Origin of the sequence: Mesorhizobium delmotii (assembly GCF_900149755.1) — a bacterium.
Lineage (GTDB): Bacteria > Pseudomonadota > Alphaproteobacteria > Rhizobiales > Rhizobiaceae > Mesorhizobium > Mesorhizobium delmotii.
Window position 1 is genome coordinate 239,201 of record NZ_FUIG01000024.1, and the last position, 24,723, is coordinate 263,923.

Sequence of the window (24,723 nt, forward strand, 5' to 3'; positions counted from 1 at the left end):
GGTTAGACCAGCACCAGGCCTTGCCGCATGGCGATGGCGATCGCGTCGGTGCGGTTGGCCGCACCTAGCTTGATCAGGATCGCCGCGACGTGGAACTTCGCCGTGTGCACAGAAATGTTCAAGCGCCGCGCGATCACCTTGTTGGGCGCGCCCTCGGCCAAAAGCGCCAGCACTTCGCTCTCGCGCGGCGACAGCGGCGGCCGCTCGGCCCTGTCGTCGAGCGGCTCCTCGTCGGAGAGGTCGTCGTCATGGAAGGCGAAATCGTCATGCCGATCGGACAAAGGGCGGCCCTCGCCCGAAATCCGGTAGCCAGCCGCCGCCAGCCGCGCGGCGGCAGCGACCAGCAGATCGTCCGCTGCCGCCGGCAGCACGGCAAACACGGTATCGACCGGCCGCTGCCGGCTCGCTCGTTGAGACAGGAGCACCTGAGGTATCGCTGGATCATTGGCCCCGCCTTCCAGGCCCCCTCTTTCCAGGTAATTGTCATCGACGACCGCGACTTCGGCTCTGTCGCCGCTATTGGCGCTGCCGGCCACAAGCGGCAGCAGATCCTCGGTCGCGGCAAGGGTCGTCGACAGGTGTTCGGCGCGCACGGCGTCATCGAGCGCGATCAGCACCGTCAGCCGCCGCCCCATGATCCCGTGACTTGCCATCGATCTTCTCAGCTCAGCGGCTTTTCGCCGATAGTCAGCACGACATCGCGCCGTTCGCCGCCGCGTACCACGCCGAGGGTCACCGACCCGCCGGCGCTGTCCGGCCCGAGCCTGCGGATCAGCTCGCGCGGACCATGCACGGCCTCGCCGTTCCACGACACGATGATGTCGCCAAGATGCAGGCCGGCCGCCTTCGCCGGGCCATTGTCGTCGAGGCTCATCACCATCGCGCCATGCGTGTCGCCATTGCGGATCGGGTGCAGGCCGGCGCCGAGATAGCCGCGCGCGACATGGCCCTTCTCGCGTAGCGTCGCCACCGCCCGCTCGATCGTCTCGTAAGGCATGACCAGCGCCCGCCGGCGCGGGCCGAACAGCAGCATGCCGATCAGTGCGCCCTTGGCGTCGAGCACAGGCCCGCCCTCGAAACGGCCGCCGGCATTGACGGCCAGATTGATGCGCCGGTCGATCGTGCCGCCGCGCATCGAGCGCCAGGCCGGACCGACCTCACCGACCGTGCCGAATGCGGCGAGCACCGCACCGTCGCTATTGCCGATGGCGATGGCCAGATGGCCCGGCCGCACCGTCCCTGCCTTGGCCAGCGACGGCACGTCCGGCGCGCCGGTCGGCTTCAGAAGGGCCGTCCCAGTGGATGGATCGCGGCCGACCAGCTCAGCCTTCACCTTGTCGCCCGAAGAAAGCGTCAGCTCGATCTCCTCGCCGGCCTCCACCGCCTCCTCGGCAGCGACAAAATAGCCGTCGCGCCAGTGGAAGGCGGTCGCGGTGCGATGCTGATGCGTGGCAAAGCTCGCCGTCGCCGGCGCCGCTGCGGCGGCAATATCGGCGATGGCGTCGGAAAATGCGCTCAGATTGAAGTCGCTCATGGTGGTCTCCTGGGTTTTTTTCATACCCCAGATATCGCTCGGCAGCGCGTTGGCGGATACTCGCCTGACGGCTAGTTGGGCGTTGGACTGGCCATCTGGTCAGGTCGCGGCCGATCCGGCCGCTCCGCACATATAGGCATCCTTTTTCTTGCTCTAAAGACACGGAGCCCTGCCATGTCCCTCCCCGCCCAGCAATTGCAGTTCGACGATGCGCTGCTCGATGATTATTCGGCAACGGTCGCTGATGCCGTGGACCGCATCGGTCCCGCCGTCTGCCGCATAGAGCGCATCGGTGGCGCCGGCGGCCAAGGCTCTGGCTTCGTCATCACGCCGGACGGGCTGGTCGTCACCAATTTCCACGTCGTCGGCGATGCCCGCAGCGTCCGCGTCACCATGCCGGACGGCGTCTCCAGAGAAGGCCACGTTCTCGGCCGCGACCCCGACACCGACATCGCGCTGGTGCGTGCCGACGGCAGCTTTGCCGATATCGCGCCGCTCGGCGATTCCAAGCGCCTGCGGCGCGGCCAGATCGCCATTGCCATCGGCAACCCGCTCGGTTTCGAATGGACCGTCACATCAGGTGTCGTCTCGGCGCTCGGCCGCTCGATGCGTGCCTCCACCGGCCGGCTGATCGACGATGTCATCCAGACCGACGCAGCGCTCAACCCCGGCAATTCCGGCGGACCGCTGGTGTCGTCGGCGGCCGAGGTCATCGGCGTCAACACCGCCATGATCCACGGCGCGCAAGGCATCGCCTTCGCGGTTGCATCCAACACCGCCAATTTCGTCATTTCGGAGATCATCCGCTTCGGCCGCGTCCGCCGCGCCTTCATCGGCGTCTCGGCCGACACGGCAAACCTGCCGCGCCGCGCCGCCCTTCTGTCGCAGGTGTCGAGCAGCACGGCGGTGCGCCTGCGCAGCGTCGAGGCGAACAGCCCGGCGGCCAAGGCCGGGCTCAGGGAAGGCGACATCATCGCCTCCATCGACGGACGCCCGGTCACCGGCGTCGACGATCTGGTGCGCCTGCTCGACGCCGAGCGCATCGGCCGCGAGACGCTGTGCACGGTGGTGCGCCGCTCCGGCATTACTCAGGTCACGGTGATGCCGGTGGCGCGGACGTGACAACTATCGCGGCGCACAGATCTGGCCAAGCAGCGAAACCAGCAGCACTGCCAACTCGCCGGTCGGATCGAGGTCCGGATCGAAAATGGTCATGTCCATTCCGGTACAGCGCGAATCCGCCACCAGCGCCGCGAGGATGGCGATGAGATCGTCGGGATCGATGCCGGGACTGCCTGGTGAATCGACCGCCGGCATCACCGTCTGATCGAGCGCATCGACATCGAAATGCACCCAATAGGGCGAGCCGGTTCGCGCCAGCGTGTTCCAGGTCTTTTCCAGAACCTTTGCCGCGCCAAGCTCTCGCACGGCAAAGACATCGATCAGCGTCATCGCGGTCGAATTGATGTCCGGCCAGGCAAAGTCGGGGTCGCGGTTCTCGCGTTCGCCGATCTGAATCACCTGTTCGTCCGCAACAAGAGGGCTTGCGATGTCAGGCCAGTCGGTCAGCAACGGCTCGCCACGTCCGGTGGCGAGCGCAAGGTCCATGCCGGCGACCGAGCCAAGTGAAGCGTTGACGTTGTAGTTGCCCGGATGGCGGAAATCGCTGTGGCCATCGACATGGACCAGTGCCACGGGACCAGATCGCCGGGCAGCAGCCAATGCGCCAAGCAGGACCGCGCAGTCGCCGCCGACGACCAAGGGGAACTCGCCTCGCCCCAGCGCGCCGGCAACAACTTCGGCGAGTCGGAGATTGAAGCTGCGTATAGCGTTGCCGTTGCGCAGCCGGGTGCCCGGCTGCGGCTCCGTGCTATAGGCGGGCCGATCAAGATCAACCACTTTGACGGGCGAAAGCGACTCGATCAAGCCGGCTTCGGTCAATGCCTGCGGCGCACGCCACGTCCCCGGTATATGACCTGGCCTCAGTGGGCGCAGGCCAAGGTTTGAGGGTGCGCGGACAAGGCAGATTTCACGCATGGAATGGGCCCAGGGTTGCCAAGCTCACCATAGACCGCGAATACCCGCCCGGTCACGCGGCCCGAGCCGTCACCTCACCTCTGCCGACAGTTCCTGCCAGGGGCCGTCGTTCAGGCTCCCCCTCACCCTTCAACAAACTGCGCCAGGAACTCCGCGCTCGGCGGGATCGGCTTGATCACGTCGATCAGCACGCCATTGGGGTCTTTGGTGATGAAATGACGCTGGCCGAAGGGTTCGTCGCGCAAGGACCGCAGGATCGGCAGGCCGGCGGCCAGGATCCGTTCGTAGATCGCGTCCGGATCCTTGACCTCGAAATTGATCAGCAGCCCCGACGTTCGGCCACGTCCCTCCTCAGGTATCGTCTCGTGGTCGCCTTGGACGATGCCGAGATTGACCCGGCGATCCTCGACTGAGCGAAGATGCACGTACCAGTCGCTCGCAAACAGCGGCTTGAAACTGAAGTGCTTGATATAGAAGGCTTTCGTGCCGGCCACGTCGCCCGTCATAAGCACCGGATAATAGCTCGTCGTCTTCATCTTTCCTTCTCCCGCTAGATCACATACAGTCTGCATGTAAAAGTTATTAACATACAGGCTGTATGTATGCAACAGAAATCCGCGCGCCGTTCCAACCGTGATCGCACCGAAGCGACGCGTGCCGACCTGATCGCCGCGGCGCGCAAACTGTTCACAGAAAAATCCTATGCCGAGACTGGCACGCCGGAGATCGTCGCCGCGGCCGGCGTCACGCGCGGCGCGCTCTACCACCATTTTGCCGATAAGCAGGCGCTGTTTGCCGCGGTGGTCGAGCAGGAGGCGGCGATTGTCGCCGAAGAGATCGAGCGCGCCTCGCCTCCTTCGTTATTTGCCCGCGACGCGCTGATTGCCGGCTCCGATGCCTATCTTGCAGCCATGCGCGCACCAGGCCGCACGCGGCTGCTGCTGCTTGACGGGCCAGCCGTGCTCGGCCGCGCCGCCATGGACGAGATCGACAACCGCCACGGCAACCGTACACTGCGCGAAGGCCTCGTCGCGGCGATGCGCGCACAGACCATGGTGAAATTGCCGGTGGAAGCGCTGACTGCGCTGTTTGCGGCCGCCTTCGACCGCGCTGCGCTTGCGGTCGAGGCCGGCGCTTCAACCAAGGACTATCGCGCCGTTCTCATGGCGCTGATTGACGGGCTGTCTCCGGTTCCTCCTCAGGCACTTCGCCCGGCTCGAACTCGTTGAAGCAGCCGAGCTGGCGCTTGAACTGGTCAATCAGCCAAGCTGCCGCGGGTTTCGGGCTGCGGTCGGTGCGATGCATGGCAAACAGCGGCGAACGCACCTCGCTGTAAGGCTCGAGGTCGAGTTCGACCAGCCGGCCACTCGCCAGATCGTCGGCGATCAGCCACCGCGGCAGCCCGCCCCAACCCAGCCCCTCACCCATCAGCATATGCTTAGTGCGCAGGTCCGTCAGCCGCCAGGTGCGGTAGGCAAAGACGCCAAAGTCGCGCCCCTTGGTGCGCTCGGACTGGTCGGTGACAACGAGCTGGGTGTGTTCGCGCACCTCCTCGATCGCCAGCGGCTTCGGCAGCAGCGCCAGCGGGTGGCTGGGTGCGGCGGCCAGAACTATCGACATGAAGCCGATGCGCACAAGGTGGACGTCGACCTCGCCCAGCAGGCCGCCAACACCGAGATCGGCTTGCCCACTGACGACATGATCGGGGATCAGGCCGAGCGTGCCGATATGCAGGCGCAGCATCACGGTCGGAAACTGAGCCTCGAACGCCTTCAGCACCCGCACCAGCACCGGTGAGGGCAGCGCCGCATCGACCGACAGCGCCACTTCGGCCTCCAGCCCCTGATGGTGGCCATCGACGCGCGAGCGGATGCGCTGCAGCACACCGGTCATGCGTCGCGCGTCCTCCAGCATCGCCCGGCCGATCTCGGTCAGTTGCGGCTCGCGCGTGCCCTCGCGGTCGAACAGTTTCAGCCCGAGCTGCGCCTCGAGATTGGCGATGGCATAGCTGACGACCGATTGCGCGCGGTTGAGCTTGCGCCCGGCGGCGGAGAAACTGCCGGTGTCGGCCACCGTGACCAGGATCTGCAGTTGGTCGAGTGTTGGGTTGGGTTGCATCGTTCCATCCATAATTTAGATGGATCATACGCAAAATATACCAGTTTTTCAAATGGACTGGCAGACCCATATTTGCCGGGACATTTCAACTCATCCTGGAGACCCGCCATGTCCATCCTTCTTGTCACTTCCAGCCCGCGCGGCAATGCCTCGCACTCGACCCGTATCGCCACCGAGCTCGCCGAAAAACTGATTGCCGCCGATCCCTCGGCCAAGCTTGTCGTCCGCGACCTCGTCGCCAACCCGCTGCCGCATATCGATCCCGATTATTCGACCGGCATCTACACACCGGTCGAAGCCCGCACCCAGCGCCAGGCCGAGGTCGTCGGTGTTTCCGACGGCGTGCTGGATGAACTGTTTGCGGCCGACACCATCATCCTCGCTACCGGCTTCATCAATTTCGGCATCTCGTCGACACTGAAATCCTGGGTCGATCACGTCGCCCGCTCCGGCAAGACTTTCGCTTATGGCGAGAATGGCCCGAAGGGCCTCGTCACCGGCAAGAAGGTCTACATCGTCCTTGCCTCGGGCGGCATCTATTCGGAAGGCGCTGCCGTGCAGATGGATCACGCCATCCCTTACCTGCGCAGCGTGCTTGGCTTCATCGGCATGACCGACGTCGACGTCATCCGCATCGAAGGTGTCGGCATGGGCCCCGAGGCCGTCACGGCCGCTCTGGCCAAGGCATCGGCCAACGTGGATGCGGTGGTGGCCTCGACCGGGGCAGTTGCCGCTGCCGCGTAGAACGCGAACAACAGGTAATCAGAACCAAAAAAGGCAGGCGCCGGGCGCCTGCCTTTTTTGCACTTGCCGCCTGATGCCCACGAGGCGTCGGCGGTTCCTACAGCTTTCTGACGTCGCTCCGCTGTCGCGCGACATCGCCATTCGCCAAGCTAGCCGAAGATCTTCTCGCCCTGCTCGTCGACCAGTTGGATACCCTTCTTGATCGAGATGTCGACAGCGTCGTCGAGCCCGGCAAAACGATCGGCGCGGATGAATTTGTGTTCCTTCACCACGCCGTCGATTTCCTTCGAAACCACGCCGCAGGTCTGGTATTGGCCTTCTGCCTTGTAGGGCGTGGCGCTGATCAAAAATCCCTTGTGCTCGATCTGCTTTGCCGGTGCAGCACTCTTTGGTTCGCCCGCGTCACCGCCGCCACCGCCGAAAAGACGTTTCAGAAAAGACATGGGAGCGCCCTCCAACGGCAATCATCCTGCATCACATAGCGTGGTGCAGGATGATTTCACTAGCGGTCCTTAGGCAAACGGGCAAGGGCCGCATCCGGCCCGGAAGTCAGTCGCGCGACAACGCTTCGAGGGCTTCGGCCGCCCCTTTCAATATCGCGATCGCCTCGGCCTGTTTTTCAGCGGGCGCGTCGACGATGTCGCCGAGGGCTGCACGCAGCCGGTGGCGCACGGCGCGGAATTCGTCGCGCTTTTCCGAACCGCCGCGGCCGCGACGTCCGCCATCCTCGCCATCGTCGTTCCAGCCGAACCAGTCGCGCGCCTTTGCCATCTTGCGGCCGAAACGCTCGAGATGATCGAGCACGTGGTCGATCATCTCGCGATTGTCATTGAGATGCGCCTGCCCTGCCTCGGTAATCGAAAACACCTTCTTGTTGCCTTCCGCCGACGAGACGGCATAGCCGGCCTCTTCCAGGAACGTCAGCGTCGGATAGATCACGCCGGGGCTCGGGCTGTAGACGCCGCTGGTGCGTTCCTCCAGCGCCTTGATGATGTCATAGCCGTGGCGCGGCGCCTCGGCCAGCAGCGACAGCGTGATTAGCTTGAGATCGCCGTCGGCCAGCATACGCCCGGCGCGGAACATGTCGCCCGGCCCGCCGCGCCCGCCGCCCCTCATGCCGTGGCCGAATGGGCCGAAGCCGCCGCCACGACCGCCGAACTTGCCGGCCATATGCATGAAAACGCGCTCGGCATGCTCGCCGAAATGATGATGTCCGTGCATTGTCTGCTCCTTGAGTTATATCTTACGATATATCTCAATTATGCGGATGATGCCGTTGAGTCAAGATATATCTTACGATGTATCTGAGAACGGTGCCACCAGATTGATTTCGTCACCGAGCTTGGCTAATACCGGTTACCAGCGGCCCTTGCGCCGGTTCCAGGCATAGAGAAGATCGGCGAAGCGATCATAGGCATAGCGCGTCAACGGCAGCGCGGCGGGGTTGCCGAACAGCGTTGCAAGCCAGCCCTCGCCCGGCGTTCTCAGCCAGACGGCAATTGCGACATCGGCGCCAACCAGCAGTTTGCCGTCCGCCTCGATTGCGTGCAGCCGGCGGCGGATGTCCTCCAGCGACACGCCGTATCCGGCCAGTGCCGCCGGCTCGGCATTGATGTCGCGAAACGTGATCCGCCCGGCCTTGATCGCCTCGACCAGCCGCCGCTTTTGCCGGCTGATCCCGGCATCGCAAACCGGACAACGGGTGTTGTACCAGACGGTCAGTTGAGGCTTGGGCATGTGTTTCGAGACGCGAGCTGAACGGCTGCGCTGACTATCCGGGAAATCCCTTCGGCCCGCAATATTTCCGACCAGACTGGCCGCGACGCGGCATCGTGCCGATGAATTGCGGATGTCTCGAAAAAATCAAAATTCGTAGCCGAAGCGCTCGAAATCCCTGGAATAGAGCCGTCGCACGATGCTTTTCGCCCCGCCATCGTAGACGGCGCGATAGTCGTAGGGTGCATTGACGGTTGCCCGTGGAAGCTTCACCTCGCCCGGCAGGTCGAGCCGTTCGACCAGGGCATTGAATTGCTCGGCCAGTGTTTCAAACCGCAAAACCTCGTCGATGATAAGGTTTCCTTGCCTGTCCGAAATCCAGCTCGTCTGGTCCACCTGCACAAAACGGTTCTTGCGTTCGAGATAGCGCAGGAAAGTCTTGAAATCCAGAACCCTGGCTCTGTTCCGGCGCCGGCCGGAGAGATAGTCGCGGCGGAAATAGTAGGTCGAGACAGCAAGTTCGAAAGGGTTGCGCACGACAGCGAACTTGTACGCGCTGTCATAAATCTCGGCCGGCAGCTTGTGCTTCACCCAGCTTGCTTTGCCATGCTGCCTGAGGAACGCATTTTGGGACGTCTCGCGCACGGGAAGGTGTGACAGCAGGCGACGCCATTGCGTTCGCTGCGGTTTCGGGCTCCACGGCTCCAGCGCACGGGTGACCGAGGTCCCAGCCGTCTTCGGGATATGGATGAAAATGAAGTTCTTTTCGAGCGAGAGCAGCATTCCTCCTCATGATCAGCGGATCGGGCGCCGTCAAGCGGCGCCTGACCGTCGATATCCGGGCTCGGCAGCTTGCGCGGATCTGTAGCCGCGCAACGCCTCACCCGAGCGAGGCGATGATCTCGCGATAGGCCAATTCCGGGAAAGCCTTGAGCGTCCGCGTCCTCACGTTACCGCCTGACGCCAGCATCAGCGAGAAACGAGCGAGCACCGCATCGTCAGGCGCTTCGACGATCGCCACCATATCGCATTCGCCCATGGTGAGGTAAAACGCCTTGAACGAGCCGCCCATGTCTCCCAGCAGCTTCTTGGCGGCATCGAGCCGCTTCGGCGACTCGCGCACATTTTTGGCGCCCTGCTCCGTCCAGTTGATCAGCACGATATAGTTTGTCATGCACACCTCCCTCCGGAGCCTCGGAGCACGGCGTCACCGCCGGGGCGGGCATCCGGGTTTGTCGCCCGAAAAATGCATCCGACACGAGATTATCCTCCCACAGCAGGTGTGCTGCAACAACAACCGCACCGTCTGGCGAGACAATTCCTGGCACGAACGAAAAAGGGCGCCGCACAGGCTGTGTTAAAAATGATGAGGACCTGCAAAGGCGCTGGCCTTCGCTCGATTTCTTGACGCGTGAACAAGCACGATAAAGTCTGAATCGGGTGGAATGTCGCCTTCCTGCCCCCGAACGGAAGGACTAGGGAGCAATTCGCGAGGTCGAGTTGCGACAACCTGTAACTGGACATGGCGCAGAAACAGACTAGCATGCCGCGTCATGCGCAGACTTGCCAGCATCTTGGCAATTGTGCTGCTCGTAGTATTCGCAGCAGGCACGGTTGCGCATGCAACTAACGCAACGAGCATGGCACTGGCGATGTCTTCCGCCGCGATGGCTGACGGAGACATGGGGGCTGACGGAGACATGGGCGATTGTAATGCCTGCCCTCCCGACGACAGCGGCAAGCCTCAGCTATGCAGTGCGGCCTGCCTTGTGCCTTTCGCAGCAATTCCTGCGCGGATCAGTCTCGTGCTTTCCTTTGTGGCAGCCGAAATTGCGACTTCACCGCTGGTGGAATTGGTCGGCCACACCGACCCACCCGATCCCTCTCCTCCCCGAACCATCATCCTGTAGCTGACGCCGGCAGGGCTTGCCCGTTGCCGGTGCAACGACCATAGGCGCGTCGTACCGCCCGTGATCGCAGTTTCGCATGAGGTGTCTTTTCCGCGCCGCCATGTGCGCGAACGACCGACTTTTCAGGATGGTTGAACCATGTCCAGATTTCCCATGCCGGCGCAGACGCGTCGAGCCTTTCTTGCATCGGCAGCCGCGAGTACGGCGGGTGCGGTGCTTCCCGTGTTGTGGCGGTCGCCCGTCCATGCCGCGGCTCCGCACGAGGTGCAATTGCGGGTGGCGCCGGGTCGTACGCGGCTTATGCCCGAACCATCCGGCGAGATTGCCGCCTGGTGCTACGGCGGGACTGTTCCCGGTCCCGAGATACGGGTCCGGCAGAGCGAGCGGCTGCGGGTCGTGGTCGAGAACGGCCTCGCCGAGGAAACGACCGTGCACTGGCATGGCGTGCGCGTGCCGCACGCCATGGACGGCGTCCCGCACCTCACCCAGAAGCCGATCGGAGCGGGAGAGCGCTTCGTCTACGAATTCGATGCGGTCGACGCCGGCACCTTCTGGTATCACCCGCACCAGCGGAGTTTCGAGCAGGTCGAGCGCGGGCTTTACGGACCGCTGATTATCGAGGAACGCGAACCGGCGCACGTCGACCGCGACGTGACCTGGATGCTCGACGACTGGCGATTGACCAAATCGGGCGCAATCAGCGAGGATTTCGGCAACCGGCACGACATCCACCACAACGGCCGCGTCGGCAACACGGTTACCATCAACGGTCGCGTGCCGGATACCTTCGCCGTCAGGGCGGGTGAGCGCATCCGCCTGCGGTTGATCAACGCCGCCAATGCGCGCATCTTCAGCCCCGACTTCACGGATCTTCAGCCCATCGTCATCGCGCTCGACGGCCAGCCGGTCGCGCCATACCCGCCGGATGGCGGGCTGGTGGTGCTTGGCCCGGCCATGCGCGCCGACCTGATCCTCGACATGACGGGCAAGCCCGGTAGACGGGTTTCGATCTTCGACCGGTTCTACGAAGGGCTGGAATACAAGCTCGTCGATATCGCTTATTCCGACACTCCGCTCCGCGAGGGCGCGCCCGACTGGCCGCTGGCCTTGCCGGCCAACCCGCTACTGGAGCCGGACCTGGAAACCGCGTCCCGCAACGAGGTCGTTTTCACCGGCGGCATGATGGGCCAGATGGTCGCCCAGGGCATGGGTGAAATCATGGGCCCGGGTGCGCCGGGCGGCATGACGCGCGACATGAATTCGATGATGGGCGGAGGGATGATGCAGATGATGAATTCCAGCACTGCTTGGTTCATCAATGGCATCGCCGCCGACCAGGCTCGCCACGACATGAAACCGGCGCTGACGCTCGCGCGGAACAAGAGCCATGTCATCGCCATGACCAATGCGACAGCCTGGCATCATCCGATCCATCTCCACGGCCATTCGTTCCGGGTGATTTCCCGCAATGGCCAGCCCACCCGTCATCGCGAATGGCAGGACACAGTGCTGGTTTCGCCCCGCGAAAAGGTCGAGATCGCCTTCGTCGCCGACAACCCCGGCGACTGGATGTTCCACTGCCACATTCTTGAACACCAGGCTGGTGGCATGATGGCGGTCTTCCGCGTCGCCTAATCGTCCGAAAAACCGAAAGGAGAAAAACATGTCCAATATTCTGAAAGCTCTCGCCCTTGCGTCCTTGCTCTCCAGTGCCGCTCCGGCGCTTGCCGGCGAAAAGGACGTCACGCTTTACAAGAACCCGCAATGCGGCTGCTGCGAAGGCTATGCCGATTATCTCAGGGAGAACGGCTTCGCGGTCACCGTCAAGCCGACGCACGACCTTTCTGCCATGAGCCGGGAAGCGGGCATTCCGGCGGAAGCCGAGGGCTGCCATCTTTCCTTCATCGACGGCTATGTGGTGAGCGGCCATGTGCCGGTCGGCACGGTCAACAAGCTCTTGACCGAGCGGCCCGACATCAAGGGCGTGACGCTGCCTGGCATGCCAATGGGCTCCCCCGGCATGAGCGGCACGAAAGAGGGTCCGTTCGAGATTCTCGAAATCCAGAAGTCTGGTGGGACCGGCGGCGTCTACGCCAAGGAATAGGAGGCTGCGATGATGGAAGGCACGAGCGGAATGATGATGTGGGGCATGAGCTTCGTGTGGCTGCTCGCCGTGCTTGTGCTCGTCCTTGGGGTGGCCGCACTGGTCAAGTACCTGTTCTTCGGCGGCGGCAAATGAAAAGGACGTCGGTCCTCTTCTCGATGCTCGGCATGGCTGCGGCCGTCCTTGGATTTTCCTGGCCCTGGCTCGCGGACCGGATGGCCGGTGGCGCCTCGGCTGCCACTGTCGCGCTCGGAAAGACGATCTATGCCGAGCGTTGCGCCACCTGCCATGGCGCCAACCTCGAAGGACAACGCGACTGGAAAAGCCCGCTGCCTTCGGGACGCATGCCGGCACCGCCGCACGATGCCTCCGGCCACTCCTGGCATCATCCGGACGGCGTGCTCTTCCGTGTCACCAAAGAAGGAGCGGCCGCAGTCGTCGGCGGCGGCTACGAGAGCGACATGCCGGCATTTGCGGTTGTGATGACTGACGACGAAATCCGCGCCGTGCTCACCTTCATCAAGAGCACTTGGCCTGAACGGGAACGGCAATATCAGGCGGAGATGAGCCGCCGGGAGCAGGAGCAGGCGCGATTGGACCGCGCCCCGCCAAATCCCTCCTCGACTGGAAAGCATGGGCTATGAAAGCAAGAATCCTGATCGCAACGCTTTTTCTGTTGCTGGCCGCCGCGCCGCCCGCGCGGGCGCATCATCCGGGCGCCGATCTCGACGAGATGATGGGCAGTGAGGAGAAGTTCTTTCAGATCATCGACGAACCGGCTGCGCCGCCGTTCGAACTGGCCGACGCGAACGGAAAGGCCGTCCGCCTTTCCGATTTCTCGGACAAGATCGTCGTGCTCTACTTCATCTTCGCGAGTTGTACCGATCTGTGTCCAATCCATTCCGAGGTGATCGCGGACATTCAGCGCAAGGTCAACGCTACGCCGATGAAAGACAGGGTGCAGTTCCTGGCAGTGACGACCGACCCGGTAAGGGACACGTCCGAAGTCCTCGAGGCCTATGGTCCAGCGCATGGATTGGATGCGGGCAACTGGATGTTTTTGACGACACGGCCGGGCCAGCCGGATGACACGACCCGGAAACTGTCAGAGGCTTACAATGTACGCTTCGAGCCGCTGGAAGACGGCCAGCAGATGCATGGGGCCGTCACCCACGTCATCGATCGCGGCGGACGCTTCGCTGCCAAGTTCCACGGCCTCAGGTTCGACCCGCTGAATATGGTTCTTTATATCAACGGCATCACCAACAACGTCCGGAAACCGGCAAAACCCGAGCCCGGCTGGTGGGACAGGCTCAAGGTAATGTTCCGATGAACATTGACCCACTGAAAAGGCACTTTCGGCGATGCCGCGGTTCACGACAACATATCCATGAGGAAGCGCTGCAAGGCATGAATGATCGCGGTTCCTCATCAGAAGCCTCTAGGGAATCAGAACCGAAATGGTCCTCCCGGTCCTAGCCTACAACATCATCCGCAGCATCAACCTCAGATCAGCCCAACCCGCATAGGGCTGCATCATCGAAACGACCCCGCCAATCAGCGGGATCGTTTCTATTCTCACACAGCCTGCGCAGCGCCCTTTAAATTGCTTATCCGGTACCCGGCATCAGCTGTCGAGGAAGCTCCGCAGCTTGCGCGAGCGGCTCGGGTGCTTGAGCTTGCGCAACGCCTTGGCTTCGATCTGGCGGATACGCTCGCGGGTGACCGAGAACTGCTGGCCGACTTCCTCCAGCGTGTGGTCGGTGTTCATGCCGATGCCGAAGCGCATTCTGAGCACGCGCTCTTCACGCGGGGTGAGCGAAGCAAGCACCCGCGTCGTCGTCTCGCGCAGATTGGCCTGGATCGCCGCGTCGATCGGCAGGATCGCCATCTTGTCCTCGATGAAATCGCCGAGATGCGAATCCTCCTCGTCGCCGACCGGCGTTTCGAGCGAGATCGGCTCCTTGGCGATCTTCAGCACCTTGCGCACTTTTTCCAGCGGCATGGCGAGCTTCTCCGCCAGTTCCTCCGGCGTCGGCTCGCGGCCGATCTCGTGCAGCATCTGGCGCGAGGTACGCACGATCTTGTTGATCGTCTCGATCATGTGCACCGGAATGCGGATGGTACGCGCCTGGTCGGCGATCGAGCGGGTGATCGCTTGCCGGATCCACCACGTCGCATAGGTCGAGAACTTATAGCCGCGGCGGTATTCGAATTTGTCGACCGCCTTCATCAGGCCGATATTGCCTTCCTGGATCAGATCGAGGAACTGCAGGCCGCGATTGGTGTATTTCTTGGCGATGGAAATGACGAGGCGCAGATTGGCCTCCACCATTTCCTTCTTGGCGATCGCGGCTTCGCGCTCGCCCTTCTGCACCTGGTTGACGATCTTGCGGAATTCCAGGATCGAGATCGCCGTTTCGGTGGCGAGGTTCTGGATCTCGGCGCGCAGGTCGCGGATCGCGTCCTTCTCGTTCTTGGTGAATTCCTTCCAGCCGCGCGAGGTCAGATTGCCGATCGAGCGCGTCCAGTTGGGATCGAGTTCCGAGCCCTGATACTCCTTCAGGAATTCCTCGCGGCGCACGCCATAGCTTTCGGCCAGCCGCAACAGCTTGCCTTCGTTCTGCACCAGGCGCTTGTTGATGTCGTAGAGCTGCTCGACCAATGCCTCGATGCGCGCCGTGTTCAAGGACAGCGACTTCACCGCCTTGATCAGCTGATCCTTCAGCTCCTTCAGCCGGCGGTCCTGGCTGGGGGACAGCGTGCCGGCGGCAGCCAGCCGGTTCTCGACCTGCTGGTCCTGCAGCTTGCGCAACTTCTTGTAGGTGTCGGCGATGACGTCGAGCGTCTCCATCACCTGCGGGCGCAGCTCCGCTTCCATCGCCGCCAGCGACAGGCTGGCTTCGTCCTCGTCTTCCTCGTCGTCATCAGTCAGACCGCGCGTGTCGCCGCCGACATTGGTGATGTCGTCCTCGTCCTCGCGCGAACGGCGCGGCTTGTCCTCGGTCTTGGCTTCCTCGATCCGCTCGACCACCGGCGCCTGCTTGGCCTCCGGTCCGGCATAGGTCGCTTCGAGGTCGATGATCTCGCGCAAGAGGATCTTCGATTCGTTGAGCTCGTCACGCCAGATGATGATGGCCTGGAAGGTCAGCGGGCTTTCGCACAGGCCCGCGATCATCGTCTCGCGGCCAGCCTCGATGCGCTTGGCAATCGCGATTTCGCCCTCGCGCGACAGAAGCTCGACCGAGCCCATTTCGCGCAGATACATGCGAACCGGATCGTCGGTGCGATCGGTCGGCTCTTTCTTGGTGGTCGTCGCGGCAACGGCGGTACCGGTCTGCTCGGCCAGTTCGTTGGCGTCTTCCTCGGCGTCGGCAGCCGCGTCGGCGGCTTCGGGCTCCTCGCCCTGCTCGTCGTCCTCGACCACGTTGATGCCCATGTCGGAGAGCATGGCCATCGTGTCCTCGATCTGCTCGGAGGTCACTTCCTCCGAGGGCAGCACCGAATTCAGTTCGTCCATGGTGACATAGCCGCGCTTCTTGGCGGCTTTGATCATCTTCTTGACAGCATCGTCGGAAAGGTCGAGCAGAGGGCCATCGGTGGCGCCTTCACGTTCGGTCTCGACCTCTTCCTTTTCTTTTGTCGCCATTCTTTATTTTCTCCAAGCGGCCAAGGATCAAGCCGCGTAAGCTGCCGTACCGGTTAAATCAGATGCGCTCGCTCTAGAACGCGCTTGCCCGGGCCCGTAACTGCATCTCTCGTTAAGTCCAGATTAACCCTGGTATCTGTGGCAGGCTGACTGCCTGTCCAGTGACCGGTACCTCACATCGCTGCATTTCCCGTCGACGCCGGCACGGGTTAACGTTTCGAATCGTCCTGATTCCGTCATTCTGCCCGAAGGTCAAGCGCCTCTCGCATGATTCGCATGAAAAAAGCGAATCAATTACCCGACTTAAAGCGCCGCGGCTGATTCGACGCGCAAGCACGGTTCTGCACTTTCACTCTTTCGTAACCTTCGACCTACACCCGCCCGGCCCTGCCCGAAGACACGCCGAACCCTTCGATCAGCGCTTCCGTTGCCTGCACATCACGAAATTGCGCCTGGATCTCGACGAGATGCCGGTAGTTTTCGTCCGTGGGATCGCTGGCGAGCGCCGCTTCCGCCTGTTTCAGCTCCTTATGTAAGGTGCGCGCGCTGCGCTGCAAGTGGAGCGCCTGGCTGAAGGCGTCGCGGGCATCGTCAAGTCCGGCTGTTTCCAGCGCCGGCCATTGCCGCGCCCGTTTGATCAGCGCCACCACGCGCGCCCAGATCTCGCCGCAGCCCGCCCGTTCGATGGTCGCGATCACCGCGTTGCGGTCGTTGGCCATGTCATGCGCCATCGCATCGAGAATGGCCGCATGCAATCGCTTCAGATCGGTGTTGGCGAGGTCGAGGAACTCGACATGTGCGAAATTCTCGTCGATCAGCGCCGGATGATTGACAAGGGCTGCGATGATCGTCGCCTCGCGCACCGACATCCCCTCGCCGCCGCGCTTGACCAGCGCCGAGCGGCCAAGGCTTTCGGTAATCGCGGTGCGTCCACCGGCATTGCCGCCGCGTGCGAACTGTCCGCCAGGAGCTGAGCCCTTGCCCTGAAAGCGCCCGCCGGGCCGGCCATCTTGCCGCCCCCCTGGATAGCCTTGGCGCGCGCCACGCTGGGTGCCGAAAAAGCTTAGCACCCGCTCGCGCATTTCCTGTTGGTAGTGATAGCGCAAGCTCTCGTCGCGGATGCGGCTGGTCAGTTCGCGCAGCGTCTTTTCCAGTTCCGCCCGCCGCTCCGGCGTGTCGAAGATGCCGCCGGCCGTTTCGCGCACCCACAAAAGGTCGGCGAGCGGCCGCGCCTCGGAAAGCACGGCGCGAAACGCGTCCGGCCCATCGGCCTTGACCAGATCGTCGGGGTCCTTGCCTTCGGGCAGAAGCGCAAAGCGCACCGAGCGGCCTGCCTGGACCGCCGGCAGCGCCATGTCGGCGGCGCGCCACGCCGCCTTCAGTCCGGCCTGGTCGCCATCGAAGCACAGCACCGGCTCGCCGGCCATCCGCCACAGGAGTTCGAGCTGATTTTCCGTCAGCGCGGTGCCGAGCGGCGCCACGACATTCTCGAAACCGGCCTGCGCCAGCGCAATCACGTCCATATAGCCCTCGACGGCGATGACCGTGCCGCCCTTGGCCAAGTCCTTGCGCGCCCGGGCGAAATTATAGAGCACGTTGCCCTTGTGGAAGAGCTCGGTGTCGGGCGAATTCATGTATTTGGCAAGCGCATCGGGTGCCAGCGCACGCCCACCAAAGGCGATTGTCTTGCCTCTGGAATCCGGGATCGGGAACATGATGCGGTCGCGGAACCAATCGTAGGAAACCGGAACGTCGTCGCCATGGCGCACCAGCCCGCAGGCCTCGATATCGGCCTTGGGCACGCCCTTGGCTGCAAGATGCTCCTTCAGCGCGTTGCGGCTGTCGGGCGCATAGCCGAGCCGGAACGACTGCTGCGTCGCCGGCGTCAGCCCTCGGTCGCGCAGATAGGCGCGGGCTTTTGCGCCTTCCGGCCCTTGCAGCCGCTCCTGGAAGAAGGCGGTCGCCATTTCCATGATTTCGGTCAGGCTGGCGCGTTCCTTTTCGCGCCGTTCCTCCTGGGCATCGCGCACCGGCATCGGCACGCCGGCCATGTCGGCGATCTTCTCGACTGCTTCGGGAAAGCTCATCCCGTCGAGTTCGGTGAGGAATTTGAAGTGGTCGCCCGAAACCGAGCAGCCGAAGCAATGGTAGCGGCCCTTCTTGTCCTCGCAATGGAAGGACGGGCTCTTCTCGCCATGGAAGGGACAGCACGCCCAATAATCGCCGCGCGGCGCGTTGGTCTTCTTCCTGTCCCACGCCACGCGCTGGCCGATCACCGATGAAATCGGCACGCGGTCGCGTATCTCGTCGAGGAAGGCAGGTGGAAAGCGCATCGGGAACGGCTCGTTTGTCCTCCATATAATCACGCCGGCGAAACCCGACGACTCTTAATGCGGACCATACCCGGTTTTCACAGGGCAAAAGAAGACGGCCGTTGCGGGCCGCCTTCTTTCCTATTCCGGCATAGTGCCGGTCGACGTTTTTGACGGTCAGTGCGCGGCGATCGCGCCGAAGATGATGCCGGAGACGACGCTGACCAAGAGATAGTCGTTGCCGACGCGGATCCATTCCTGGCCACGGCCCGGACGACGCAGGCCATAGTGGCGATAGTCGCGGATCGGCTGGTGACGCTTCCAGCTCGAATATTTCTGGCCGTTGCGCCAATGGTTCCCCTTCACGATGACTTTCTTCTTCACCACGACGCGCTTCTTCACGTGCCTGTCCGGCTTCTTCCAGTCGACCTGGCTGTGGGTCGACTGCGGCGCGTTCGGTGCGTTCAGCGGCGCGGCCTGGCCCTGCAGGGACGTGGCAGCCAGCATCGAGACGGCGACTGCGGAAAGAATGATGTGTTTCATCACGGGGTACTCCTTGGTTGTCGATGCCCAAGCAATAGAGCCCGAAGAATGAACCGAAACTGAATATGAGAATTACTTTTTTGTAATGATTTCATATATTTAGAATAGCTAATCCAAGACTCCACTCAAACCGGATCTGAAGGTGTCGCCTGCACTTGACCGCGCGGTCATCCGGAAGCCGGCCGGCAATGCAACCATTTTGCGATCCATCCATTTCCGACACGCCCTGTCGCGCACCAACAGCCCGCCGAATTGGGCAAAATTTATTATCCGGCTAAAATTAATCGGAGTAGCATCAATCTTTATAATGCCCTTGATTCGTTCCCTCTTTTGCCCCTTTGCCGTCACGGTGCCCGTATCGCTGGCGCCCGTCGGGCTGCGAGCCTGATATGAGCGGTTCGGTCGTTTTGCTGCATCTTGCCGGCGCGGTGGCGCTGATGCTGTTTGCCACCCGGTTGGTGAAGACCGGCGTCGAGCGCGCCTACGGCGATGTGCTGCGCCACAAGCTGCGCGCCACCATGCGCAATCCTTTCATGGCGGTTCTGGCCGGCTGTGGCCTGGCGATCGCGCTGCAAAGTTCCACCGCCGTTACCTTGCTGGTCGGCTCCTTCGCCGGCGCCGGCATTGTCAGCGGCATATCGGGCCAGCTTGCCGTGCGTGGCGCCGAGATCGGCTCGGCGCTGGTGGTCAAGCTGCTCACCTTCGACCTGTCGCTGCTGGTGCCGATCTGTCTTGTCGCCGGCACTGTCATGTTCATGGCCACCGAGCGGCGAGATTGGCGCCAGTTCGGCCGCATCCTGGTCGGCATCGGCCTGCTGGTATTGTCGCTGGAGATGATCGGCCAGGCATCGGAGCCGCTGCGCCAGAGCACGCTGATGCCGGTCATCGTCGATTACTTCTCCAGCGACCCGGTCACCGCCTATCTGCTGGCGGCGCTGGTCACCTGGCTGTTTCATTCCTCGATCGCCGCGGTGCTGCTGATGGTGACGCTGGCCGGTCGCGGCTTCATCCCGCCCGAACTCGGCATCGTGCTGGTGCTCGGCGTCAATCTGGGCTCGTCGATCATCGCGCCGCTGCTCACCCGCAACGCAGACCCGGGTGTGCGTGTCGTACCGATCGGCAATCTCCTGATGCGCGGCATGGGCTCTCTGGCCATGCTGATACTGTTCCTGTGGTTGAAGCCGCCGGTCGCCTTTCTCGGCGCCACCGTGCCCGACCAGATCGTCAACGCGCATATCCTGTTCAACATCCTGATCCTGGTTGCCGGCCTGCCGCTGGCCGGCCTCGTCTACCGCGTTTCGGAAAAGATCGTGGCGCTCGGCACCAAACCGGCCCCGGCCGAAGCGCTCGACGTCGTCGAGCTTTCCGCGCTCAACGACAGCGCCCTGGACATGCCGAGCCAGGCGCTGGCCAACGCCACCCGCGAGGTGGTGCGGGTCTGCGAGACGGTCGAGATCATGCTGAAGCGCATCATCGAGCTCTATGAGAGCGCCGACGCCGACAAGATCAAGGCGCTGGCCGCGCTCGACGACCGCGTCGACAACAAGCACGCGTCGATAAAGCTCTACCTGGCCAAGGTTACCAGGAACCCGCTGAGCGAAGACGAGGCGCTGCGCTGCCAGGAGTTGATCGGCGCCTGCGTCAAGCTCGAACAGGTCGGCGACATCATCGTGCGCAACATGCTGGTGCATGTCAGGAAGAAGCTCGAGCGCGGGCTGGAGTTCACGCCCGAGGGCTGGCGCGAGCTTTGCGCCTTCCACGCCTCGGTGCTCGCCAACGCACGGCTTGCCTTCAACGTGCTGGTCTCGCGCGATCCGGAGACCGCCCGCCAGTTGGTGCTCGAAAAGGATCGGCTGCGTGACCGCGAGAAGGAGACCAGCGCCAGCCATTTCGTGCGACTGCGCGACGGCACCGCGAAGAGCGTCGAGACCAGTTCCATCCATCTCGACACCATCCGCGACCTGAAGCAGATCAACTCTCTGCTCGCCTCGATGGCCTATCCCGTGCTCGAGGAACGCGGCCTGCTCACCGGCTCGCGGCTGAAAGCGGGATAGACTGGGCCTGCAGGCGGAAGCCAATTGCCCGACCATCAGCGCGGCAATTGCTTCGAGCCAGCCGCGAAAATTAGCCTTTGCTCAACCTCCCGTCGGTCGGCTAGAGCATTTTGCAGCCAGACGCCTTCATTTGGCGTCCGACAGAGAATGCCTCAACAAAGACGTGGGGCGCGGTTTTGGTTCCACCAAACGCAAAGCGCTCTAAGGATCGGTCAATCCGCCGGGAGAAAAGTAAATGGACACCCACTCGCGCAGTTTCGCCAAGGCGCTTTCCTGGCGCGTCACCGGCACCATCGACACGATGATCATTTCGCTCGTCGTGACAGGCAGCATCAAGCTCGCTGCGGCCATCGGCCTGACCGAAGTCATCACCAAGTCGCTGCTCTATTATTTTCACGAGCGGGCGTGGCTGAAAATTCCCTATGGGAGGGAGACGACCATCTAGCGCTTGCCGGATGCGGCCGGAGCCTGCCTGAACCGATCAAGAAAACCTAAAGCGGCGTCGACAATTTCTGGATTGCCCGCGGCTCTCGTTCGTGATTTGAGGCCATCTCATTCAAGGATCGCCTCCCAGCGCCATGCTTCCCCTTATCGCCCTGTTCATCGCTGCGTTCGCATTCGGCACCACCGAATTCGTCATCGCCGGCGTGCTGCCGCAAGTTGCCGATGGCCTCGGCGTCTCCATCCCAACTGCCGGCTACCTCGTCTCCGGCTACGCCGGTGGGATCGCGATCGGCGGACCGCTGTTGACGCTCGCCACCAAGACGATTTCCCGCAAGGCCTTGCTGGTTGGCCTTGCCGCAGCCTTCACCATCGGCCAGGCCGCCTGCGCCCTTGCACCCGACTTCGCCTCCATGTTGCTGCTGCGGATTGCAGTGGCCGTGGCGCACGGCGCCTATTTCGGCGTCGCGATGGTGGTCGCGGTCGGCCTGGTCCGCCAGGACCAGCGTGGAATGGCCGTGGCGCTCATCCTGTCGGGCCTCACGGTCTCCAATGTCATCGGCGTGCCGGCCGGCACGGCGATCGGCAATGTCTGGGGGTGGCGCGCGACGTTCTGGGTGATGTGCGCGCTTGGCGTGGCGCCCATCGCTGCCATGACCGTGCTACTGCCGCGCAAGACGGGATCGTCGCGCCAGTCCGTCAGTTTCGGCAGCGAGGTTCGCGTGCTCGCACGCCAGCAGGTCTGGACGTCGCTGATCCTCATGCTGATGCTGATGATCGGCCAGTTCGACCTCTTCACCTACATCACGCCGACGCTGCTTGAAGTCACCGGCCTCGATGAGGCTCTGGTGCCGTGGGTGCTGCTGCTCAACGGCGTCGGCGCGACGATCGGCGTCTTCCTTGGCGGGCGGCTCGCCGACTGGAAACTGATGCCGTCGCTCATCACAATGCTTTTCATGCAGGCGGTGACACTTGCCGTCATTTACGCCGTCAGCCCGTACCCGGTGCCAATGGTGGTGGCGATCACTATCTGGGGCGGTCTCAGCTTTGCCATCGGCACGCCGATCCAGACCCGGATCCTGACCTGGACGGCGGATGCCTCCAACCTCGCCTCATCGCTCATCCCGGCCGGCTTCAATGTCGGCATCGCGCTGGCCGCCTCGCTCGGTGCCGCCATGCTCAATACCGGTTATGGCTATCGCAGCCTGCCGGTGGTTGGCGCCATAGCCATGCTGGTCGCCGTGGCGGTCGCGCTTGCCTCGCATGTCTGGGAGTGGCGCCGCAACACGACGCCGCCGCTGCCGGCCGCAGCAGAATAGACGGCAGACTCTACAGATCGATCCGGTAGCGCAGGCTTTCGGCGCCGGGTCGCCTGCGCGACGTCTGCCTTTTGGAGAGAAAGCCTCTGCCTGTGCGCTTGTGGGTTTGGCGGAGATCAACAGGATTCGGAAGTTGATCTTCAGGGGCGGCTTTCTAAAATCGAGTATCATCGATTACCACTTGGAGTGAACACAATGGCCGACCACACGTCCGAGAAATCGGCGAAGGCCGCCGCCGAGCGGGTCGCGGCGACCAAACCGCGCAAGGCGACGCCGAAGCCGCAGTCCGGCAAGGCCGCGAAGCCGACACTCCTCGCAGGCGGCAACCCCCAGATCGCGAAGGCTGAAGGCGACGCCCCCGTGCAGGCCTACATCGCGGCCATGCCGGGCTGGAAAAGCGACATCGGCCGCCGCCTCGACGCGATCATCGCACGCACCATGCCCGGCGTGCACAAGGCGGTCAAATGGAACTCGCCATTTTACGGCATCAAAGGCCAGGGCTGGTTCCTGTCGTTCCACGTCTTCACCCGCTACGTCAAAGTGACCTTCTTCCGAGGCACGTCGCTGCGTCCTCTTCCTCCCGGCGAGTCCAAGCACAAGGAAGTGCGCTATCTAGATATTTATGAGGACCAGCTCGACGAAGCTCAGTTCGCCGCTTGGGTGAAGCAAGCCAGCCAATTGCCAGGCGAACGACTGTGAGATGCATCGCGAATTAGCCAAGGGCGTCTGCAAGAACCTCATTCAAGCGTGCAAACGCGGTGGGCTCGTCTGGCGCATGGGCCGGATTAACTTCTGTGACGGTCAGGCCGCGCCATTGCTGCAGGGCGGTCAACTGCTTTAGCACGAAGGCGGCTTGCTCCAGTTTGAGACCGTCGCAACGGCGCACATTCTCAGCAATCGGGAAATCGATAAAGGAGAGTACATCGACATCGAAGTGAATAAGCACGCAGTCAAAGCGCGCCGCCCATTCGGCCGCGCCCGCCGCCGCCGCCTCGATATCACTCAAAGCTTCCTCACGCGATATGACCTTGATCGCATTATCCCTGATGGCGGCGGCTTCGGGCGGAGTGATATTCTCGACGCCGAAATAGAGGAGTTGCTGAGGCACGAGCATCGGACGGGTTGGACCGAGCCCGGCGAGCGAAGGCTCGCATCCCGGGATGTTGAGCAGATGAGCGACACCAGTCCAGTCCAAGGCGCCGTCGCTCGTGTCAGGTGTGTTGAGATCGGCGTCAAAGTCTATGTAGACGAGTCCGATCCGCGCGCCGGCCGCGTTCGCTCCAGCGACCGTTCCCAGCTCCACAGTACAATCGCCGCCTAAGACAAGCACGTCTTCCTGCGCCGAAATCGCCGTCGCCACGTGGCTTGCGACCAAGTCACAGGCCCCGCGCACGGCCTCCAGGTTCATGGCCTGCGGCCGCGAGGGATCCGGTCGCCATCGGAACGATGCAACATCGCCGTGATCCCTGATGGTTCTGCCTCGGCTCGCGAGCGCCCCTGCGAGCCCATGTCGCCGAAACGCCGCGGGGGCTCGTTCCTGCCCCGGCGAATAGGCGCCGGCGCTGGTGGCGGCGCCGACAATGTTCAACAGACGCGCCGCCAAATCGAAGCTCCATTTTCGTATGATCCTCGTTGCAAAACGGGTCTGGAGGGAGGAAGGTTCCTCCTCAACGTCGAGAGTTTGTCGCCCGCGCCGGAACGGCAAACGGCTTGCCGCATTGATGCCGTCGTGAGACGCCGGACGCCGAACGTTCACAAAGCCACTGGGACCAATCGTGACAAAAGCGACAACAGCCATGAAGAAGAGCGGCTCGATGGAAGGAGCAGGAGGAGACACTCCCTCTCAGTTGATAGATGCGAGAATCAACGAACTGAGCGATTGGCGGGGCGAGATGCTCGCTCGGGTCAGAACCCTCATCAAGCAGGCCGATCCCGAAGTGGTCGAGGAGTGGAAGTGGAGAGGGGTTCCGGTGTGGGAGCACGCCGGAATAATCTGCACCGGTGAGACGTACAAGAATGTCGTGAAGCTGACCTTCGCCAAGGGCGCCTCGCTGGAGGACCCTTCCGGCCTCTTCAACTCCAGCCTCGAAGGCAACACCAGGCGCGCCATCGACATCCATGAGGGCGACAAGATCGATGAAGAGGCGCTGAAGGCGCTCATTCGCGCCGCCGTGGCACTGAACATGTCGGTGCGAGCTAAACCGCGCTCTCAGAAACCAAAGAGCGCTTGAGGATCGTCCAC

Annotated in this window: 28 protein-coding genes; 14 read left to right on the forward strand and 14 right to left on the reverse strand. The window is 62.9% G+C overall.

Going from position 1 to position 24,723, the window contains the following annotated elements; genetic code table 11:
- Positions 1 to 2 precede the first annotated feature (2 nt).
- Together BQ8482_RS15070 and BQ8482_RS15075 are read right to left on the reverse strand one after the other, a co-directional pair.
- Complete coding sequence (locus tag BQ8482_RS15070) at positions 3 to 653, reverse strand: helix-turn-helix transcriptional regulator (RefSeq protein ID WP_208867696.1); 651 nt, start codon at positions 651 to 653, stop codon at positions 3 to 5.
- A gap of 8 nt (positions 654 to 661) precedes the next feature.
- The gene (locus tag BQ8482_RS15075; protein WP_123148534.1) at positions 662 to 1,534 is read right to left on the reverse strand and encodes a S1C family serine protease; all 873 of its coding nucleotides are present in this window, start codon (positions 1,532 to 1,534) and stop codon (positions 662 to 664) included.
- Positions 1,535 to 1,708: 174 nt separating this feature from the next.
- On the opposite strand from BQ8482_RS15075, the gene BQ8482_RS15080 reads away from it, so the two are divergent.
- Complete coding sequence (locus tag BQ8482_RS15080) at positions 1,709 to 2,656, forward strand: S1C family serine protease (protein ID WP_123148350.1); 948 nt, start codon at positions 1,709 to 1,711, stop codon at positions 2,654 to 2,656.
- 3 nt (positions 2,657 to 2,659) lie between these two features.
- On the opposite strand, the gene BQ8482_RS15085 is transcribed toward BQ8482_RS15080, so the two are convergent.
- Together BQ8482_RS15085 and BQ8482_RS15090 are read right to left on the reverse strand one after the other, a co-directional pair.
- On the reverse strand, positions 2,660 to 3,460 hold the full coding sequence (locus BQ8482_RS15085; protein WP_244602817.1) for an arginase family protein: 801 nt from the start codon (positions 3,458 to 3,460) through the stop codon (positions 2,660 to 2,662).
- A gap of 233 nt (positions 3,461 to 3,693) precedes the next feature.
- Positions 3,694 to 4,107 (reverse strand): VOC family protein, encoded by a 414-nt coding sequence (locus BQ8482_RS15090; RefSeq protein ID WP_123148351.1) that lies wholly within the window; start codon positions 4,105 to 4,107, stop codon positions 3,694 to 3,696.
- A gap of 66 nt (positions 4,108 to 4,173) precedes the next feature.
- Here BQ8482_RS15090 and BQ8482_RS15095 point away from each other — a divergent pair, with 66 nt between their 5' ends.
- The gene (locus tag BQ8482_RS15095) at positions 4,174 to 4,800 is read left to right on the forward strand and encodes a TetR/AcrR family transcriptional regulator (protein ID WP_123148352.1); all 627 of its coding nucleotides are present in this window, start codon (positions 4,174 to 4,176) and stop codon (positions 4,798 to 4,800) included.
- Here BQ8482_RS15095 and BQ8482_RS15100 read toward each other — a convergent pair.
- Positions 4,733 to 5,689: a LysR family transcriptional regulator gene (locus BQ8482_RS15100; RefSeq protein WP_123148536.1), complete on the reverse strand. Its 957-nt coding sequence runs from the start codon at positions 5,687 to 5,689 to the stop codon at positions 4,733 to 4,735. The genes BQ8482_RS15095 and BQ8482_RS15100 overlap by 68 nt on opposite strands.
- 108 nt (positions 5,690 to 5,797) lie before the next feature.
- On the opposite strand from BQ8482_RS15100, the gene BQ8482_RS15105 reads away from it, so the two are divergent.
- Entirely contained in the window at positions 5,798 to 6,433 is a 636-nt protein-coding gene (locus BQ8482_RS15105; RefSeq protein WP_123148353.1) for an FMN-dependent NADH-azoreductase, read from the forward strand.
- A 149-nt stretch (positions 6,434 to 6,582) separates the two neighbouring features.
- Here the strand turns inward: BQ8482_RS15105 and BQ8482_RS15110 are convergent, their stop codons facing one another.
- From BQ8482_RS15110 to BQ8482_RS15130, 5 genes are all read right to left on the reverse strand, one after another.
- On the reverse strand, positions 6,583 to 6,876 hold the full coding sequence (locus tag BQ8482_RS15110; RefSeq protein WP_095491489.1) for an HlyU family transcriptional regulator: 294 nt from the start codon (positions 6,874 to 6,876) through the stop codon (positions 6,583 to 6,585).
- A 106-nt stretch (positions 6,877 to 6,982) separates the two neighbouring features.
- Positions 6,983 to 7,654: a PadR family transcriptional regulator gene (locus BQ8482_RS15115; RefSeq protein WP_123148354.1), complete on the reverse strand. Its 672-nt coding sequence runs from the start codon at positions 7,652 to 7,654 to the stop codon at positions 6,983 to 6,985.
- A 135-nt stretch (positions 7,655 to 7,789) separates the two neighbouring features.
- Positions 7,790 to 8,170 (reverse strand): thiol-disulfide oxidoreductase DCC family protein, encoded by a 381-nt coding sequence (locus BQ8482_RS15120; RefSeq protein ID WP_123148355.1) that lies wholly within the window; start codon positions 8,168 to 8,170, stop codon positions 7,790 to 7,792.
- Between the two features lie 126 nt (positions 8,171 to 8,296).
- Positions 8,297 to 8,932 carry a sulfotransferase family 2 domain-containing protein gene (locus BQ8482_RS15125; protein ID WP_123148356.1) on the reverse strand — a complete coding sequence of 212 codons (636 nt, stop codon included), beginning with the start codon at positions 8,930 to 8,932 and terminating at the stop codon, positions 8,297 to 8,299.
- 97 nt (positions 8,933 to 9,029) lie between these two features.
- Positions 9,030 to 9,323, reverse strand: a complete 294-nt coding sequence (locus tag BQ8482_RS15130) for a GYD domain-containing protein (protein ID WP_095491492.1) — start codon at positions 9,321 to 9,323, stop codon at positions 9,030 to 9,032.
- 379 nt (positions 9,324 to 9,702) lie between these two features.
- Here BQ8482_RS15130 and BQ8482_RS15135 point away from each other — a divergent pair, with 379 nt between their 5' ends.
- From BQ8482_RS15135 to BQ8482_RS15155, 6 genes are all read left to right on the forward strand, one after another.
- Positions 9,703 to 10,059 (forward strand): hypothetical protein, encoded by a 357-nt coding sequence (locus tag BQ8482_RS15135; RefSeq protein WP_123148357.1) that lies wholly within the window; start codon positions 9,703 to 9,705, stop codon positions 10,057 to 10,059.
- 138 nt (positions 10,060 to 10,197) lie between these two features.
- Positions 10,198 to 11,694 carry a multicopper oxidase family protein gene (locus BQ8482_RS15140; protein WP_208867699.1) on the forward strand — a complete coding sequence of 499 codons (1,497 nt, stop codon included), beginning with the start codon at positions 10,198 to 10,200 and terminating at the stop codon, positions 11,692 to 11,694.
- A gap of 28 nt (positions 11,695 to 11,722) precedes the next feature.
- Complete coding sequence (locus BQ8482_RS15145; RefSeq protein WP_123148359.1) at positions 11,723 to 12,163, forward strand: DUF411 domain-containing protein; 441 nt, start codon at positions 11,723 to 11,725, stop codon at positions 12,161 to 12,163.
- Between the two features lie 9 nt (positions 12,164 to 12,172).
- Positions 12,173 to 12,298, forward strand: coding sequence for a hypothetical protein (locus BQ8482_RS40080; RefSeq protein WP_280178830.1), 126 nt, complete (start codon positions 12,173 to 12,175; stop codon positions 12,296 to 12,298).
- On the forward strand, positions 12,295 to 12,807 hold the full coding sequence (locus BQ8482_RS15150) for a c-type cytochrome (protein ID WP_123148360.1): 513 nt from the start codon (positions 12,295 to 12,297) through the stop codon (positions 12,805 to 12,807). Before BQ8482_RS40080 ends, BQ8482_RS15150 begins: the two co-directional genes overlap by 4 nt.
- Positions 12,804 to 13,496, forward strand: coding sequence for an SCO family protein (locus BQ8482_RS15155; protein ID WP_123148361.1), 693 nt, complete (start codon positions 12,804 to 12,806; stop codon positions 13,494 to 13,496). Before BQ8482_RS15150 ends, BQ8482_RS15155 begins: the two co-directional genes overlap by 4 nt.
- A gap of 294 nt (positions 13,497 to 13,790) precedes the next feature.
- Here the strand turns inward: BQ8482_RS15155 and rpoD are convergent, their stop codons facing one another.
- From rpoD to BQ8482_RS15170, 3 genes are all read right to left on the reverse strand, one after another.
- Positions 13,791 to 15,812, reverse strand: coding sequence for an RNA polymerase sigma factor RpoD (gene rpoD / locus BQ8482_RS15160; protein WP_029350162.1), 2,022 nt, complete (start codon positions 15,810 to 15,812; stop codon positions 13,791 to 13,793).
- A gap of 371 nt (positions 15,813 to 16,183) precedes the next feature.
- On the reverse strand, positions 16,184 to 18,145 hold the full coding sequence (dnaG, locus tag BQ8482_RS15165; RefSeq protein ID WP_123148362.1) for a DNA primase: 1,962 nt from the start codon (positions 18,143 to 18,145) through the stop codon (positions 16,184 to 16,186).
- 156 nt (positions 18,146 to 18,301) lie between these two features.
- Entirely contained in the window at positions 18,302 to 18,667 is a 366-nt protein-coding gene (locus BQ8482_RS15170; protein WP_123148363.1) for an RcnB family protein, read from the reverse strand.
- 389 nt (positions 18,668 to 19,056) lie between these two features.
- On the opposite strand from BQ8482_RS15170, the gene BQ8482_RS15175 reads away from it, so the two are divergent.
- The 4 genes from BQ8482_RS15175 to BQ8482_RS15190 all read left to right on the forward strand — a co-directional run bounded on the left by BQ8482_RS15175 (position 19,057) and on the right by BQ8482_RS15190 (position 23,180).
- Positions 19,057 to 20,721 (forward strand): Na/Pi cotransporter family protein, encoded by a 1,665-nt coding sequence (locus tag BQ8482_RS15175; protein ID WP_123148364.1) that lies wholly within the window; start codon positions 19,057 to 19,059, stop codon positions 20,719 to 20,721.
- A 235-nt stretch (positions 20,722 to 20,956) separates the two neighbouring features.
- Positions 20,957 to 21,166, forward strand: a complete 210-nt coding sequence (locus BQ8482_RS15180) for a DUF2061 domain-containing protein (RefSeq protein WP_123148365.1) — start codon at positions 20,957 to 20,959, stop codon at positions 21,164 to 21,166.
- Positions 21,167 to 21,299: 133 nt separating this feature from the next.
- A complete protein-coding gene (locus tag BQ8482_RS15185) occupies positions 21,300 to 22,481 on the forward strand; it encodes an MFS transporter (RefSeq protein ID WP_123148366.1) in 1,182 nt (393 codons plus the stop codon).
- A 195-nt stretch (positions 22,482 to 22,676) separates the two neighbouring features.
- Positions 22,677 to 23,180 (forward strand): DUF1801 domain-containing protein, encoded by a 504-nt coding sequence (locus BQ8482_RS15190; RefSeq protein ID WP_123148537.1) that lies wholly within the window; start codon positions 22,677 to 22,679, stop codon positions 23,178 to 23,180.
- Between the two features lie 13 nt (positions 23,181 to 23,193).
- Here BQ8482_RS15190 and BQ8482_RS15195 read toward each other — a convergent pair whose 3' ends face one another.
- Entirely contained in the window at positions 23,194 to 24,279 is a 1,086-nt protein-coding gene (locus BQ8482_RS15195) for an arginase family protein (protein WP_123148367.1), read from the reverse strand.
- On the opposite strand from BQ8482_RS15195, the gene BQ8482_RS15200 reads away from it, so the two are divergent.
- Positions 24,257 to 24,712 (forward strand): DUF1801 domain-containing protein, encoded by a 456-nt coding sequence (locus tag BQ8482_RS15200; protein WP_123148368.1) that lies wholly within the window; start codon positions 24,257 to 24,259, stop codon positions 24,710 to 24,712. The two genes, BQ8482_RS15195 and BQ8482_RS15200, sit on opposite strands and share 23 nt — an antisense overlap.
- The last annotated feature ends 11 nt before the right edge of the window (positions 24,713 to 24,723 follow it).